Genomic DNA, 15,500 nt, shown 5'->3' with positions numbered 1-15,500 from the left:
TGTCCTTCACTGGGAGTTGCCGTAGGCCTTGCGGACCCGGGACTTCCGGAGCTTTCCGGAGGCGGTGCGCGGCAGTTCGTCCGCGATCACCATGGATTTGGGGATCTTGTACTTGGCGAGGCGTCCGGACAGGGAGGCAAGGACCTCGTCGGGGTCCAGCGCGGCGCCCTCGCGCGGCACGACCACCGCGCGCGGCACCTCGCCCCACGTGTCGTCCGGTACGCCGATCACCGCGCACTCGACGATGTCCGGGTGGGCGAGGAGCTGGTCCTCGACCTCGGCGGGGTAGATGTTCTCCCCACCGGAGATGATCATGTCCTTGATGCGGTCGACGATGAACACGTAACCGTCCTCGTCGACCTGGGCGGCGTCACCGCTGCGGAACCAGCCATCGGCGAAAGAGGCGGCCGTCTCCTCGGGCAGCCCCCAGTAGCCGGGCATGACGTGTGGCCCGCGCACCATGACCTCGCCCACCTCGCCGACGTCCACCGGCGCGAGGTCGGGCCTGACCACCCGTACGTCGCTGAAGAAGTGCGGCACACCCGCCGAACCGGCCTTGCTGACGGCGTGCTCGGCGTCGAGGAACAGCGTCCCGGGCGCGGCCTCCGTCATGCCGTAGCCCTGGAGGAAGGTCAGGCCGCGTTCCTGGTACGCCACGATCAGCGGGGTCGGCACCGGGGAGCCGCCGCAGGTCAGGATCCGCAGGGAGGACAGGTCGGCGTCCGGCCAGCGCGGATGCCGGGCCACCTGGTCGAACATCGTCGGCACCCCGAACATGAAGGTGATCCGGTGCCGTTCGATCAGGTCGAAGGTGGCCGCCGGATCGAACGCCTCGACCAGCACGCAGGTGCCGCCCTTGAGCAGCACCGGCAGGGTCAGCATGTTCAGCCCGGCGGTGTGGAACAACGGAGCGGAGACCAGGGCGCGTTCGTCGGCGATCAGGTCGGTGTCGACCAGGACGTTGATCGCGTTCCAGGTCAGGTTGCCGTGGGTGAGCATCGCGCCCTTGGGGCGGCCGGTCGTCCCCGAGGTGTACATGATGATGCAGGTGTCGTCGGCGCCGACCGGTTCGTCGATCGGCTCCTCGGACGCCCCCCCGATCGCGGCCTCGTACTCGGGGCCGACCTCGACGTACGTGCGTACGTCCGTGCTGCCGGGCAGCCCCGCGACGAGCCCCGCGTACGCAGGACCGAAGACCAGCGCCCTGGCCCCGGAGTCCGCGAGCTGGTAGGCGATCTCGGGGCCGGTGAGGCGGATGTTGAGCGGGACGAAGACCGCGCCGAGCGTGCCCGCCGCGAACAGCGTCTCCAGGTAGGAGGGGTGGTTCGGGCCGAGGTAGGCGATCCGGTCACCGCGCCGCACGCCCCGGGCGCGCAGGGCGTGGGCGAGGCGGGTGGTGCGGTGGTGCAGGGCGCGGTAGTCGGTCGACTGCCCGCCGTGGATCAAAGCGGTGCGGTGGGGGGTCTTGCGGGCCCGGCGTGCGGGCCATGACCCCAGTCCCTCGTTGCGCATCGGCGCGCCCCTTACGGTTTCGTCAGCCCGAGCAGGCGGGCGGCGTTCTCCTTGAGGATCTTCGGCCTGACCTCGTCCTTGATCGACAGCTTGGCGAAGTCGGCGAGCCAGCGGTCGGGGGTGAGGACGGGGAAGTCGGAGCCGAAGAGGACCTTGTCCTTCAGCAGTGTGTTGGCGTACTGCACCAGCTGCGGCGGGAAGTACTTCGGCGACCAGCCGGAGAGGTCGATGTGCACGCCGGGCTTGTGCGTGGCGACGGCGAGGGCCTCGTCCTGCCAGGGGAAGGACGGGTGCGCCAGGATGATCCTCAGGTGCGGGAAGTCGGCGGCGACGTCGTCGACGTGGAGGGGGTTGGAGTACTTCAGGCGGATCCCGCCGCCGCCGGGCACGCCCGCGCCGATGCCGGTCTGGCCGGTGTGGAACAGGGCGATGGTGCCGGTCTCCTCGATCACCTCGTACAGGTCGTACGCCACCGCGCGGTCGTTGGGGAAGAAGCCCTGGATGCTGGGGTGGAACTTGAAGCCCTTCACCCCGTACTCCTCGACCAGGCGGCGGGCCTGCCGCACGCCCGCCTTCCCGCGGAAGGGGTCGATGGAGGCGAAGGGGATCAGGACGTCGGCGTTGGCGGCGGCGGCCTCGGCGACCTCCTCGTTCGGGACGGGCGGGGTGCCGGTGGCGGACTCGGCGTCGACCGTGAAGATCACGGCGGCCATCTTCCGCTCGCGGTAGTACGCCGCCGTCTCCTCAAGCGTCGGCTTCCGCTTGCCCTCGACCTTGAAGTAGGCGGAGGAGGCGTCGTGCAGGTCGTCGTCCAGGGAGGAGTGGCCCTTGGAGGACACCTCCGCGTGGGTGTGGACGTCGATGGCGGCCAGTTCGCTGATGTCCATCACGCCTCCGGGAGCTTCGGCGCCGGAATGCCGACCGTCTGCAGTTCGGCGCCGACCGAGGTGGCCCAGGCGTCGGCCAGGCTGTCCGGCGTCCAGCCGCCGTCGGCGTACGCCGCCCTGATCTCCTGCGGATGCGACCAGAGTGCCACCTTGTCGCCCCCGATGCCGATGCACTGACCGGTCACACCACGCGCCTGCTCGGACGCGAGGAACGGCACCACGGCCGCGCAGTCCTCGGGGGTGCCGAAGCCCTCGCCCTTGCGCAGGAAGTCCGGCAGCGGCTCGCCGTTCCTCATCGCCTCGATGTACGGGGCGAAGGCGGGGACGGTCTCGGTCATCGCGGTCGCGGCGACCGGCACGATCGCGTTGACGGTGATGTTCGCCCGGCCCAGCTCCATCGACCAGGTCCGGGCCATGGCGGCGATACCGGCCTTGGCGGCGGCGTAGTTGGTCTGCCCGAAGTTGCCGCGCTGCCCGGCCGGTGAGCCGACCAGGATCAGGCTGCCGCCCTCGCCCTGCTCGCGCATCCGGACGGCGGCGGCGCGGGCGCAGGTGAACGTGCCCTTCAGGTGCGTGGTGATCACCGCGTCGAAGTCGTCGTCGGTCATCTTCCACAGCACCTTGTCGCGCAGGATGCCCGCGTTGGTGACGAGCACGTCGAGCCGGCCGAACTCCTCGACCGCGCGTCCCACCAGCCGGTCGGCGGTCTCGGACGTGCCGACCGCGACCACCTCGGCCACGGCGGTGCCGCCCGCCTCGGTGATGGACTTCACGGCCGCCCCGGCCACGGCCTCGTCGATGTCGTTGACGACCACGGATGCGCCGTGGGCGGCCAGGGCGTGCGCGTAGGCGAGGCCGAGGCCCCGGCCACTGCCGGTGACGACGGCGGCCTTGCCGGTGAGATCGATGCTGGGCACAGGGGGTCCCTTCACAGGAGGTGCGACTACGAAGGTGCGGCTTCGAGATCGAAGCTAAGAGCAATAATTGGTGACGTCAATAGTTGTTGATGCCCTACCGGTGCGCCATGCTGGACTCTTCAGGACCCGCCGAGCACACAGGGAGCCCGCCATCACACGCCAGCACGTCACCCCGAAGCCCATCGACGCGAACGAGCCGTGGATGCGTGGGCTGCACGCGGACACGGGCTACCTGCTGTACCGGCTGGGCCTGCGTTCCGGGCAGCTCTTCAACGCCTTCCTCCAGGAGTCGGGACTGCGCCTGCGCCACTACGCGGTGCTGCGCTTCCTCGCCACCACCGAAGGGACGCTGCAGCGCGAGCTGAGCGCCCGCCTCGGCTACGACCCCAGCGCGATCGTGGGCCTGGTCGACGACCTGGAGAAGCTGGGCTTCGCGGAGCGCCGCCCCGCGCCCGACGACCGCCGCAGCCGGATCGTCGTCCTCACCGGCAGCGGCCGCGACTTCCTGCGCGACACCGACGAGGCGGGCCTGCGGGTGACCAACGAACTGCTGGACCCGCTGGACGCGGCCGAACGGGAGACGCTGCACGCACTGCTGCTGCGGATCGCGGAGGACGGACTCAGCTGATGTTGCGCAAATGATTGACGGCCGCACGTGCGATGCCTAACTTCACGGAGCAACCGCGACCCGTCCCCAGGGAGCTCACCGTGCAGCCATCCCGCACGTCCGCCCGTCAACCATCCCCGGAATCCCGGCAGTTGCGCCGCGTCGCACTGTCCGGACTGCTCGGCACGGCAGTGGAGTTCTACGACTTCCTCGTGTACGGCACCGTCGCCGCGCTCATCTTCGGCGACCTGTTCTTCCCCGACGCCGACCCCGCGGTCGGCACCATCGCCGCCTTCGGCACCTTCGCCGCCGGATATGTGGCCCGGCCGCTGGGCGGCATCGTCTTCGGCCACTTCGGCGACCGGGTCGGCCGCAAGTCGATGATGCTGCTGACCATGGTCCTGATGGGCTGCGGCAGCTTCCTCATCGGCCTGCTGCCGACCTACGACACGATCGGCGTGTGGGCGCCGGTCCTGCTGGTCACCCTGCGCGTGGTGCAGGGCATCGCGATCGGCGGCGAGTGGGGCGGCGCGACCCTGATGGTCGTCGAGCACGCCGAACGCGCCCAGGGCTCCCGGCGCGGCCTGTGGTCCAGCTTCACCATGCTCGGCGCCCCGCTCGGCTCGGTGCTCTCCGCGGGCGTGGTCACGCTCGTCTCCACCCTGCCCGACGAGCAGTTCCGCACCTGGGGCTGGCGGGTGCCGTTCCTGCTGAGCATCGCGCTGCTGGCGGTCGGTCTGTTCGTCCGGCTGAAGGTCGCCGAGAGCCCGCTGTTCGCCGAGGCCAAGCGGGCCCCGGTGGACCGGCCGCCGATCGTGGAGGTGCTGCGCCGCCCGGGGCCCGTCCTGCAGGCGGTGGGCGTCGGCATCGGCGCGTTCACGGCCCAGTCGCTGCTGACCGGGTTCATGATCTCGTACGCCGTCCAGCAGGGCTACAGCCGGCCGCAGGTGCTCACCGCGGTGACCATCGCCTCCTGCGTGGCGCTGCTGGTGCTGCCCCTGGCCTCGGCGCTGTCCGACCGGGTCGGCCGCCGTCCGGTGGTGCTCACGGGCGCCGTCGCCTCCGCGGCGCTCGCCTTCCCGGTGCTCGCACTGGTCGACTCCGGCTCCCCCGGACTGCTGATCCTCGCGTTGGCGCTGGGTCACGGTGTCGCCCAGTCCACGATGTACGGCCCGCTGGGCGCGCTGTTCACCGAGATGTTCGGCACCCGCGTCCGCTACACCGGCGCCTCCCTGGGCTACCAGGCGGCCACCCTCGTCGGCGCCGGGTTCTCCCCGCTGATCGCAGGGAGTCTGCTGGCCGCGTACGGCGGCGGCAGCGCGCCCCTGTCGCTGCTGCTGTGCGGCGGCGCGGCGATCACCGCGCTCACGGTGTGGCGGCTGCGCGAGACACACGCCGACACCCTGGAGTCCCCCGCCGCCCGCGTCGCCGCGCCGACCCCGGAAGGGACGCCTCGTTGAGGACCCGTATCGCACTGCTGGCCGTGTCCCTGTGCGCGGTGACCGCACTGCCCGCACAGGCCGCCACGGACACGCACATCGAGGGCCGACTCCCCTCCGGTGCCACGTACTTGATGGACGTACCCGCCGACTGGAACGGCACCGTCCTCCTCCACAGCCACGGCTACCGGGCCTCCGGCCGGCCCAACCCGGCCGAGAACGCGCCCAGTTCCGAGAGCAGGGCCGAACTCCTCGCCGACGGCTACGCCCTCATCGGCTCCTCGTACGCCACGACCGGCTGGGCCGTCACGGACGCCGTCCCCGACCAACTGGCCACCCTGGACCTGTTCACGTCCCGCTTCGGCACCGCCCGGCGCACCCTCGCCTGGGGCACCTCCTACGGCGGGCTCGTCACCACGACCCTCGCCGAGCGGCACGCGGACCGGTTCGACGGCTCGCTGTCGATGTGCGGGCTGGTGCAGGGCGGGATCGCCAACTGGAACAGCACGCTGGACCCGGTGTTCGCGCTCAGGACGCTGCTGGCTCCCGGGGCGGACATCCCGCTCACCGGCTTCGCGGACCAGGCGGCCGCGCAGACGGCAGCGCGGGCGCTCACCGCCGAGGTCGCCGCCGCCCAGCGGACCCCCGAGGGCCGCGCCCGGATCGCCCTCTCCGCCGCGCTGCACAACATCCCCGGCCACAACGACCCCACCCAGCCGAAACCGGCGCCGACCGACTGGGACGCCCAGCAGGCCAACCAGTACGCCGCCGTCACCGGGCTCCTCCAACTGCCCGCCTTCAGCTGGCGCCAGGAGGCCGAGCGGCGGGCGGGCGGCAACCCGTCGTGGACCACCGGCGTCGACTACACGGCGATGCTGCGCCGCTCGCCGCTGTACAAGGAGGTCACCGAGCTGTACCGGAAGGCGGGAGCGTCCCTGCGCGCCGACCTCGCGGCGCTGAACCGCGCGCCCCGCATCTCCGCCGACCCCGCCGCCGTACGGTGGATGCGCGACACGAGCGTCCTCACCGGGCGGCTGACCGACCCACAGCTGAACATCCACACCACCGGCGACGCGCTGATCCCGGTGCAGGCCGAGAGCGCCTACCGCCGGGCCACCGGCCCGGACCGCCGCCTCGCCCAGGCGTACGTCGACGGTCCCGGCCACTGCACCTTCACCACCGGCGAGATGCTCGCCGCCCTGCACACCCTGGAGCACCGCCTGGCCACGGGCCGCTGGGACGCCTCGCCCGGTGCGCTCAACGCCCGTGCGCGGCAGGAGGAACCGGCGGCGCAGCCGCGGTACGTGGCGTACCGTCCGACGCCGTATCCCCGGCCGTACGACCTCGGCCGTCCGGGGGACGGACGTCACCCGTAGCGGGCTCCGAGGTCGCGGGGCGGTCAGTAGAACGTGATCTCGTAGCCGTCCTCGGTCGGGTGTCCGTAGTAGTGGGCACCCACCAGGTCGTACCGGCCGTGCTTGGCCAGCAACGCCTCGACCAGTCCGGGGTCGCCTGCCACCCGGGCGCCGGTCGCCCGGTCGTAGAACGTGATGGAGAAACCCTTCCCCGGCCGCACGCGGGTGTCGGCGGTCCGCTGCCCCGGCACGCCGGCAGCACCGCCGGACCGGCGGCGTCGCCAGGCACGGACGGCGACGACCACACACGCCAGCACCACGACGGCGACGACCAGACGGTGGACCGTCACCGGATCCATGCCTCCCCCTCCTGTCCCGACACGCGACGGGCCGTGCCGATGACGCGCACGCTAGCCCCGCCCGTGCGGGACGGGTCCCGGCTCTCGCCGCACCAGGCGGAGATGCCGAGCATGTCCGCCTTCATCACTTGAACTGTCGGGCCTCGCAAAGACTTTCTCGGTTGCACCTCTTGACGACCGGAGTGCCCGGGAGCACATTGGCCGCGCACCCCTTGCCTGAGAGCGCTCTCAAGAAGTCCCCGCGGGCGCTCTCCGACAGGCACCCGCGCATTCCCACTCCGTACCGAGAGGCAGCCCATGACCGAAACCTCCGGCACCCCCGGCAGACACAGGCCCTACCGGCGGGCCCTCGTCGCCGTGCTGAGCACGCTGGGCCTCGCCGCGCTCGCCGCCACGACGGTGACGCCGACCGCCACCGCGGCCGCGCCACCGCCCCCGTCGGGCTGGACGCAGGTCTTCGTCGACGACTTCAACGGCGCCGCCGGCTCCGGCGTCAACACGGCCAACTGGCAGTACGCGACCGGGACGGGCTACCCGGGCGGCCCCGCCAACTGGGGCACCGGCGAGGTCGAGACGATGACGTCGAGCACCAGCAACGTCTCCCTCGACGGCAGCGGCAACCTGCGCATCACCCCGCGCCGCGACGCATCCGGCAACTGGACCTCGGGCCGGATCGAGACCAACCGCACCGACTTCCAGCCCCCGGCCGGTGGCACACTGCGCGTCGAGGCGCGCATCCAGATGCCGAACGTCACCGGCGCCGCGGCCCGCGGCTACTGGCCCGCCTTCTGGATGCTGGGCGCCCCGTACCGCGGCAACTACTGGAACTGGCCGAGCGTGGGCGAGCTGGACATCATGGAGAACGTCCAGGGTCTCAACACCGTCTGGGCGACGATGCACTGCGGCACCTCGCCCGGCGGCCCGTGCAACGAGACCACCGGCATCGGCGGTTCCACCGCCTGCCCCGGCGCCACCTGCCAGTCCGGCTTCCACACCTACCGCATGGAGTGGGACCGCTCGACCGACGTCGAGGAGATCCGCTTCTACGTCGACAGCACGCACTTCCACACCGTGCGGGAGAACCAGGTCGACGCGACCACCTGGGCGAACGCCACGGACCACGGCTTCTTCATCATCCTCAACGTGGCGATGGGCGGCGGCTTCGTGGACGCCTTCGGCGGCGGCCCGGACGCGGCCACGGTGCCGGGTCACTCGATGGTCGTCGACTACGTCCAGGTGCTGTCGGCCGGTGGGAGCGGTACCACACCTCCGCCGACCGGCAACCGGGACGCCTACAGCGCCATCCAGGCCGAGTCGTACGACGGCCAGTCCGGCACGATGACCGAGGCGACCTCCGACACGGGCGGCGGCCAGAACATCGGCGCCCTCGCCAACGGCGACTGGGTGCTCTACCGGGGCGTCAACTTCGGCTCCACACCGGCCAGGCAGTTCTACGCCCGGGTGGCGAGCGGCGCAGGATCGGGCGTGAGCGGGCTGGTCGAGGTGCGCCTGGACAGTCGTGGCAACGCGCCCATCGGGAGTTTCGCCATCGGCAACACCGGCGGCTGGCAGTCGTGGCGGACGGTCCCGGCGAACATCAGCTCGGTGACGGGGACGCACGATGTGTATCTCACCTTCACCAGCGGCCAGCCGGCCGACTTCGTGAACGTGAACTGGTTCAACTTCGGCCGCTGACCCGGCCGTCGGCAAGCCGAGTCCAACCCGGGCCGGGGGCCGGATGCCCCCGGCCCGACCACGGCTCACGTACAGTCCGGCAGCACCTCGTTGAGCCGCTTGAACCCCTGCTCCCAGATCCGGTCCAGCTCGGGGACGTGCTGCTCGGGCAGCGCGCCCTCCGCGCCCGGCACCAGGGGAAGGCTGCTGAGGATGGCCTTGGTGATGCTGTTCGTGGCGTCCCACGTCCTGACCACGCCCAGGCCGAAGTACTCGGAGAGCTCGCCGTCGAACTGGGGGTAGGGGCCACTGCCTGGAGCGGCCGGGTGTCGTCGGACTGAGGGGTACTCCGGCGGAGGTCGCGACCCGCTTCCTGACCGCCCGCGATCCGGCCGGCCTGGACCCGGGAGAACCGCGTCCGGGAAGCCGACCGCCGCGCCGACGCGGCCGATGGGCAGGTCGGTGTGGGCGAGGAGGCGTTCGGCCTCCAGGACGACGCGTTTGTCGATGAAGGCCTTGGGTGCCGCCGGTGGCGGCGCGGACCGCGCGGACGACGGTGCGGCGGGAGCAGCCGAGGGCGTCGGCGTACGCGCTGACGCTGTGGGTGGTCGCGAAGTCCCGCTCGGCCGCGTGCCCGAAGAGCGGGAAGGCGGTGTCCGCCTGCTGCCCGGCCGCCGCCGTGCCGGCCGCTCAGCCGGCACAGGCGGAGCAGGAACACGCTGAGGCAGTGGCGCAGGATCGCGGTGTGCAGGCTCAGGGGGAGCGTCGCCGCGTCCTCGTCGACGGTGGCGCGGGGCAGGAAGCCGGGCTGCATGGTCAGGACGGTTCCGCGGTACTCGCCCGTGGCCATGAAGCGGTGCACCTGTCCCGGGCGGATCCACAGGACGTCACCGGCCCTCACTCACGTGCGGGGCGTGTCCCACGTTCGCCCAGGCCGGCACACCCCAACCTTCCGACAATAAAGTCAGACTTTTAAAGTCGAACCCCGTCCGGCCAGCAAGGACGCTGCTATCAGTCACCTTTAAGAGGACTGCCCACAGATGAGCACGCAGACACCCGACGGCCCCGGCAGCTTCGAGTGGACCGGCCGCGACCGGCGTGCCGTCGCAATCCGCTGCCGGAGGCCGACCCACCAGCCCGTCGAGCACCTCGCCGCCCCGCGCGCGATCCCGGGGCTGAACCTCGTCCGCCGAGCCGAACGAGGACGCGGCGCGCGGCGGTTACGTCATGTTCCGCCGTCCGTGAAGGCGCGTGTCGCTGTCGAGGCGGGGGTGGGTCTGACGTGGTACCGCTTCGTAGGTGACGCAGGACGCATCGTCTCCCGAACACTTCGGGGCCTCCGCCGACGCGAAGACCCTGTTCGCCGAGTTGCGCTTCACCGCCGAGAACGTCGTCGCCGCAGCCCGGGAATCCCTCGCCGCCGCGCGTGGTTGATCCGATCGCCAGAAAGAAGATGATCACTGTGACCGAAGCATCCGCCACCGCGGGAGCACTCAAGCGCCTGACCGACGAGGGCGTGTCCATCTGGCTGGACGACCTGTCGCGGGGGCGGATCTCGTCCGGCAACCTCGCCGAACTCGTCCAGACCAGGCACGTCGTCGGCGTCACCACCAACCCGTCCATCTTCCAGGCCGCCATCGGCTCCGGCGAGGGCTACGAGGAGCAGCTCGCCGACCTCGCCGTGCGGGGCGTCACGGTCGACGAGGCCGTGCGCATGATGACCACCGCCGACGTCCGGGCCGCCGCGGACATCCTGCGGCCGGTGTACGACGCCACCGGCGGCCGGGACGGCCGGGTCTCCATCGAGGTCGACCCGCGGCTCGCCCACCACACGGCGGCCACGATCGCCGAGGCCCGGCAGCTCGCCTGGCTCGTCGACCGGCCCAACGTGATGATCAAGATTCCGGCGACGAAGGAGGGGCTCCCGGCGATCACCGAGGTGATCGGCGCCGGCATCAGCGTCAACGTCACGCTGATCTTCTCGCTGGAGCGGTACCGCGAGGTCATGGACGCCTACCTCGCGGGCCTGGAGAAGGCGCAGGCGGCGGGGATCGAGCCGGCCGGCATCCACTCCGTGGCGTCCTTCTTCGTCTCCCGCGTCGACACCGAGATCGACAAGCGGCTGACGCTGCTGGGCACGGACGAGGCCCTCGCGCTCAGGGGCCGGGCGGCGCTCGCCAACGCGCGGCTCGCCTACGAGGCGTACGAGGAGGTCTTCTCGGGTGACCGGTGGACCGTCCTGGCCGGGTCGCGGGCGAACAAGCAGCGCCCGCTGTGGGCCTCGACCGGCGTGAAGGATCCGGCGTACAAGGACACCCTGTATGTAGAGGACCTGGTGGCGCCCGGCACGGTCAACACGATGCCGGAGGCCACGCTGAAGGCCACCGCCGACCACGGGAACATCCACGGCGACACGGTGAGCGGCGGCTACGCGCAGGCGCGGGCCGACCTGGCCGCCGTGGAGCGGCTCGGGATCTCGTACGACGAGGTGGTGCGGCAGCTGGAGGACGAGGGCGTCGCCAAGTTCCAGGCGGCCTGGCAGGAGCTGCTGGACGCCGTGACGAAGTCGCTGACCGGTAAGGGAGTTGACGGGGAATGAGCACCAAGCCGACCACTGAGGAACAGGCCGCCGAGGAGGCGTCCGCGGCCGCCGCCCCCTCCCCCGACTGGAGCAACCCGCTGCGGGACGCCCGGGACCGTCGCCTGCCCCGGATCGCCGGCCCCTCCGGGCTGGTCATCTTCGGCGTCACCGGCGACCTCTCCCGCAAGAAGCTGATGCCGGCCGTCTACGACCTGGCCAACCGGGGCCTGCTGCCGCCGGGCTTCTCGCTCGTCGGGTTCGCCCGCCGGGACTGGGCGAACCAGGACTTCGCGCAGGTCGCGCACGAGGCGGTGCGCGAGCACGCGCGCACCCCGTTCCGTGAGGAGGTCTGGCAGCAGCTCGCCGAGGGCATGCGGTTCATCCCCGGCGACTTCGACGACGACGACGCGTTCAAGCAGCTGCGGTCGGCCGTCGAGGAGCTGGACGCCGCCCGGGGCACCAGCGGCAACTACGCCTTCTACCTGTCCGTGCCGCCGAAGTTCTTCCCGAAGGTCGTCCAGCAGCTGAAGAAGCACGGGCTGGCCGACGCCCCGGAGGGCTCCTGGCGGCGCACGGTGATCGAGAAACCGTTCGGCCACGACCTGAAGTCGGCTGTGGAGCTCAACGCGATCGTGCACGACGTGTTCGACCCGGAGCAGGTGTTCCGGATCGACCACTACCTCGGCAAGGAGACGGTGCAGAACATCCTGGCGCTGCGCTTCGCCAACCAGATGTTCGAGCCGATCTGGAACCGGTCCTTCGTCGACCATGTGCAGATCACGATGGCCGAGGACATCGGCATCGGCGGCCGCGCCAATTACTACGACGGCATCGGCTCGGCCCGTGACGTCATCCAGAACCACCTCCTTCAGCTGATGGCCCTCACCGCGATGGAGGAGCCCGCCTCCTTCGACGCGTCCTCGCTGCTGATGGAGAAGCTGAAGGTGCTGAAGGCGGTGAAGCTGCCCGAGGACCTCGGCGAGCACACCGTGCGCGCCCAGTACACGGGCGCCTGGCAGGGCGGCGCGAAGGTGCGCGGCTATCTGGAGGAGGACGGCATCGATCCGGCGTCCACCACGGACACGTACGCCGCCGTCAAGCTGAACGTCGACAACCGGCGCTGGGCGGGCGTGCCCTTCTACCTGCGCACCGGCAAGCGGCTCGGCCGCCGGGTCACGGAGATCGCGGTGGTCCTCCAGCGGGCGCCGCACTCCCCCTTCGACTCCACGGCCACCGAGGAGCTCGGCAAGAACGCGATCGTGATCCGCGTGCAGCCGGACGAGGGCATGACGGTCCGGTTCGGATCGAAGGTGCCGGGCACGTCGATGGAGATCCGCGACGTGACGATGGACTTCGCGTACGGCGAGTCCTTCACGGAGTCGAGTCCGGAGGCGTACGAGCGGCTCATCCTGGACGTCCTCCTGGGGGACGCCAATTTGTTCCCCCGCCACCAGGAGGTGGAAGAGTCCTGGAAGATCCTCGACCCGATCGAGGAGTACTGGGCCGCACACGGCAGGCCCGCACAGTACGTCGCGGGCAGCTGGGGTCCCGCGGAAGCCGACGAGATGCTCGCACGAGACGGACGGAGCTGGCGCAGGCCATGAAGATCGACCTGACCGACACCACGGCAAGCAAGATCAACAAGGCGTTGGTGCAGGGTCGCCGCGCCATCGGCACGCCCGCCGTGGGCATGGTCCTGACGATGGTCGTCGTCACGGACGAGGAGAACGCCTACGACTCGATCAAGGCGGCCGAGGAGGCCTCGCACGAGCACCCCTCGCGCACCCTGGTCGTCATCAAGCGGCACGCCCGCACCCCGCGCGACCGTCAGCAGTCCCGCCTGGACGCCGAGGTCCGGGTGGGCGCCGACGCGGGCACCGGCGAGACGGTGGTGCTGCGCACCTACGGCGAGGTGTCCGACCACGCCGACTCCGTGGTGCTGCCGCTGCTGCTGCCGGACGCGCCGGTCGTCGTGTGGTGGCCGGTGGACGCGCCCGAGGTGCCCGCGAAGGACCCGCTCGGGGCGCTCGCCCAGCGCCGGATCACCGACATGTACGCCGTCGAGGCACCGCTGGCCGCGCTGGAGACCCGCGCCAGGTCCTACGCGCCCGGCGACACCGACCTCGCCTGGACCCGCCTGACCCCCTGGCGCTCGATGCTGGCGGCGGCCCTGGACCAGGCCAGGCTGCGGATCACCTCGGCGGCCGTGGAGAGCGAGGCCGACAACCCCAGTGCCGAGCTGCTGGCCCGCTGGCTGGAGGCCCGGCTGCACGTCACGGTCGACCGGGTGGAGACCGCGGGCCCGGTCGTGACCGGCGTACGGCTGGGCACGGAGATCGGCGAGATCGTCATCGACCGGCCCGAGGGCCCGCTGGCCACGCTGTCCCTGCCGGGCCAGCCGCCGCGCACCCTCGCGCTGAAGGTGCGCCCCACCTCCGAACTCATCGCCGAGGAGCTCAGGCGCCTCGACGCGGACGAGATGTACGCCGTCGCGCTGCAAGGCGAGGGCTCGAAGGAGACCGCCTCTCATGTCTGACACTCCACTGCTCACGCGGCGGCCCGAGTGGACCGCCCTGGAGGACCATCGCGCCCGGTGGAAGGCGCACCTGCGTGAGCTGTTCGCGACGGACCCGGGCCGTGCGGAGCGGTACGTCGTCACCGTCGGCGATCTGCGCATCGACTACTCCAAGCACCTGATCACCGACGAGACCCTCGCCCTGCTCCAGGAACTGGCCACCGCCACCGACGTGTTCGGGCTGCGCGACGCCATGTTCCGCGGCGAGCGCATCAACCTCACCGAGGACCGCGCCGTCCTGCACACCGCCCTGCGCGCACCCCGGGACGCGGTGATCGAGGTCGACGGCGAGAACGTGGTGCCCCAGGTGCACGCCGTCCTCGACAGGATGAGCGCCTTCGCAGACCGCGTCCGCTCCGGCGAGTGGACCGGCCACACCGGCAAGCCGATCCGCGCCGTCGTCAACATCGGCATCGGCGGCTCCGACCTCGGTCCGGCGATGGCGTACGAGGCGCTACGGCCGTACACGGCACGGGATCTGGCATTCCGTTTCGTGTCCAACGTGGACGGCGCCGACCTGCACGAGGCGACGCGCGACCTGGACCCGGCGGAGACCCTGTTCGTCGTCGCCTCCAAGACCTTCACCACCATCGAGACGATCACGAACGCCACATCGGCCCGCTCCTGGCTGCTCGCCGGTCTCGGAGGCGACGAGAAGGCGGTCGCGAAGCACTTCGTCGCCCTGTCGACGAACGCGGGGAAGGTCACCGAGTTCGGTGTCGACCCGGAGAACATGTTCGAGTTCTGGGACTGGGTCGGCGGCCGCTACTCCTACGACTCGGCGATCGGCCTGTCCCTGATGATCGCCATCGGCCCGGAGCGGTTCAGGGAGATGCTCGACGGTTTCCGCATCGTCGACGAGCACTTCCGAAGCGCCCCCGCCGAGTCGAACGCCCCGCTGCTGCTGGGCCTGCTGGGCATCTGGTACGGCGACTTCTTCGACGCCCAGTCGCACGCCGTGCTGCCGTACAGCCACTACCTGTCGAAGTTCACCGCGTACCTCCAGCAGCTGGACATGGAGTCCAACGGCAAGTCGGTGGACCGCGAGGGCCGGCCGGTGGAGTGGCAGACCGGGCCGGTGGTGTGGGGCACGCCCGGCACCAACGGGCAGCACGCCTACTACCAGCTCATCCACCAGGGCACCAAGCTGGTCCCGGCCGACCTGATCGGCTTCGCCCGCCCCGTCGGCGAGCTGGACGACCGGCTGAAGGCGCAGCACGACCTGCTGATGGCCAACCTGTTCGCGCAGGGCCAGGCGCTCGCCTTCGGCAGGACGGCCGACGAGGTGCGGGCCGAGGGCGTGCCCGAGGAGCAGGTCCCGCACCGCACCTTCCGCGGCAACCACCCCACCACGACCGTCCTGGCGACCGAGCCGACCCCCTCGGTCCTCGGCCAGCTGATCGCTCTCTACGAGCACAAGGTCTTCGTCCAGGGCGCCGTCTGGAACATCGACTCCTTCGACCAGTGGGGCGTGGAACTCGGCAAGGTTCTCGCCCAGCGCGTCGGACCCGCCCTGGCCGAGGGCACCGCAGTCCCCGGTCTCGACCCCTCCACGGCCGCCCTGGTGGCCGCCTATCGCGAACTGAGGAAGTGA

Annotated in this window: 14 protein-coding genes and 2 pseudogenes; 9 read left to right on the top strand and 7 right to left on the bottom strand. The window is 71.1% G+C overall.

The window, feature by feature from the left end:
• Positions 1-6: 6 nt before the first annotated feature.
• From KWI83_RS01025 to KWI83_RS01015, 3 genes are read right to left on the bottom strand one after another with little or no spacing between them, the layout of a single operon-like run.
• A complete protein-coding gene (locus KWI83_RS01025) occupies positions 7-1,512 on the bottom strand; it encodes a long-chain fatty acid--CoA ligase (protein ID WP_218512295.1) in 1,506 nt (501 codons plus the stop codon).
• 11 nt (positions 1,513-1,523) lie between these two features.
• On the bottom strand, positions 1,524-2,399 hold the full coding sequence (locus KWI83_RS01020) for an amidohydrolase family protein (protein WP_218512294.1): 876 nt from the start codon (positions 2,397-2,399) through the stop codon (positions 1,524-1,526).
• A complete protein-coding gene (locus KWI83_RS01015; RefSeq protein WP_308121962.1) occupies positions 2,399-3,316 on the bottom strand; it encodes an SDR family oxidoreductase in 918 nt (305 codons plus the stop codon). Before KWI83_RS01015 ends, KWI83_RS01020 begins: the two co-directional genes overlap by 1 nt.
• Before the next feature lie 202 nt (positions 3,317-3,518).
• Between KWI83_RS01015 and KWI83_RS01010 the strand changes: the two genes are divergently transcribed.
• From KWI83_RS01010 to KWI83_RS01000, 3 genes are all read left to right on the top strand, one after another.
• Positions 3,519-3,944: a MarR family winged helix-turn-helix transcriptional regulator gene (locus KWI83_RS01010; protein WP_218512293.1), complete on the top strand. Its 426-nt coding sequence runs from the start codon at positions 3,519-3,521 to the stop codon at positions 3,942-3,944.
• An 80-nt stretch (positions 3,945-4,024) separates the two neighbouring features.
• A complete protein-coding gene (locus KWI83_RS01005) occupies positions 4,025-5,383 on the top strand; it encodes an MFS transporter (protein ID WP_308121961.1) in 1,359 nt (452 codons plus the stop codon).
• On the top strand, positions 5,380-6,738 hold the full coding sequence (locus KWI83_RS01000) for a prolyl oligopeptidase family serine peptidase (protein ID WP_218512291.1): 1,359 nt from the start codon (positions 5,380-5,382) through the stop codon (positions 6,736-6,738). Before KWI83_RS01005 ends, KWI83_RS01000 begins: the two co-directional genes overlap by 4 nt.
• Positions 6,739-6,761: 23 nt before the next feature.
• On the opposite strand, the gene KWI83_RS00995 is transcribed toward KWI83_RS01000, so the two are convergent.
• Both KWI83_RS00995 and KWI83_RS00990 read right to left on the bottom strand, forming a co-directional pair.
• Positions 6,762-7,076: a hypothetical protein gene (locus KWI83_RS00995; RefSeq protein ID WP_218512290.1), complete on the bottom strand. Its 315-nt coding sequence runs from the start codon at positions 7,074-7,076 to the stop codon at positions 6,762-6,764.
• The gene (locus tag KWI83_RS00990) at positions 7,064-7,201 is read right to left on the bottom strand and encodes a hypothetical protein (protein WP_218512289.1); all 138 of its coding nucleotides are present in this window, start codon (positions 7,199-7,201) and stop codon (positions 7,064-7,066) included. Before KWI83_RS00990 ends, KWI83_RS00995 begins: the two co-directional genes overlap by 13 nt.
• A 172-nt stretch (positions 7,202-7,373) precedes the next feature.
• Between KWI83_RS00990 and KWI83_RS00985 the strand changes: the two genes are divergently transcribed.
• Entirely contained in the window at positions 7,374-8,771 is a 1,398-nt protein-coding gene (locus tag KWI83_RS00985) for a glycoside hydrolase family 16 protein (protein WP_218512288.1), read from the top strand.
• A gap of 65 nt (positions 8,772-8,836) precedes the next feature.
• Here the strand turns inward: KWI83_RS00985 and KWI83_RS00980 are convergent, their stop codons facing one another.
• Positions 8,837-9,007, bottom strand: a complete 171-nt coding sequence (locus tag KWI83_RS00980) for a hypothetical protein (RefSeq protein WP_218512287.1) — start codon at positions 9,005-9,007, stop codon at positions 8,837-8,839.
• A gap of 159 nt (positions 9,008-9,166) precedes the next feature.
• Positions 9,167-9,645 (bottom strand): annotated as a pseudogene (locus KWI83_RS38025) (helix-turn-helix domain-containing protein); the annotation flags it as partial.
• 331 nt (positions 9,646-9,976) lie between these two features.
• Here KWI83_RS38025 and KWI83_RS00975 point away from each other — a divergent pair.
• The 5 genes and pseudogenes from KWI83_RS00975 to pgi form a co-directional block, all read left to right on the top strand.
• A pseudogene (locus KWI83_RS00975) lies at positions 9,977-10,184 on the top strand (hypothetical protein); the annotation flags it as partial.
• 19 nt (positions 10,185-10,203) lie between these two features.
• Positions 10,204-11,349, top strand: coding sequence for a transaldolase (tal, locus tag KWI83_RS00970; protein WP_218512286.1), 1,146 nt, complete (start codon positions 10,204-10,206; stop codon positions 11,347-11,349).
• A complete protein-coding gene (zwf, locus tag KWI83_RS00965) occupies positions 11,346-12,935 on the top strand; it encodes a glucose-6-phosphate dehydrogenase (protein WP_218512285.1) in 1,590 nt (529 codons plus the stop codon). The genes tal and zwf overlap by 4 nt, the downstream gene beginning before the upstream one ends.
• A complete protein-coding gene (gene opcA, locus KWI83_RS00960; protein WP_218512284.1) occupies positions 12,932-13,867 on the top strand; it encodes a glucose-6-phosphate dehydrogenase assembly protein OpcA in 936 nt (311 codons plus the stop codon). Before zwf ends, opcA begins: the two co-directional genes overlap by 4 nt.
• Positions 13,860-15,500 (top strand): glucose-6-phosphate isomerase, encoded by a 1,641-nt coding sequence (gene pgi / locus KWI83_RS00955; RefSeq protein WP_218512283.1) that lies wholly within the window; start codon positions 13,860-13,862, stop codon positions 15,498-15,500. The genes opcA and pgi overlap by 8 nt, the downstream gene beginning before the upstream one ends.

The sequence above is a fragment of the Streptomyces sp. TRM70350 genome (genome assembly GCF_019219825.1).
In the GTDB taxonomy this organism is placed as follows: domain Bacteria; phylum Actinomycetota; class Actinomycetes; order Streptomycetales; family Streptomycetaceae; genus Streptomyces.
The sequence above is the reverse complement of the archived record's forward strand: the minus strand, read 5'-3'. Positions and strand labels throughout refer to the sequence as shown.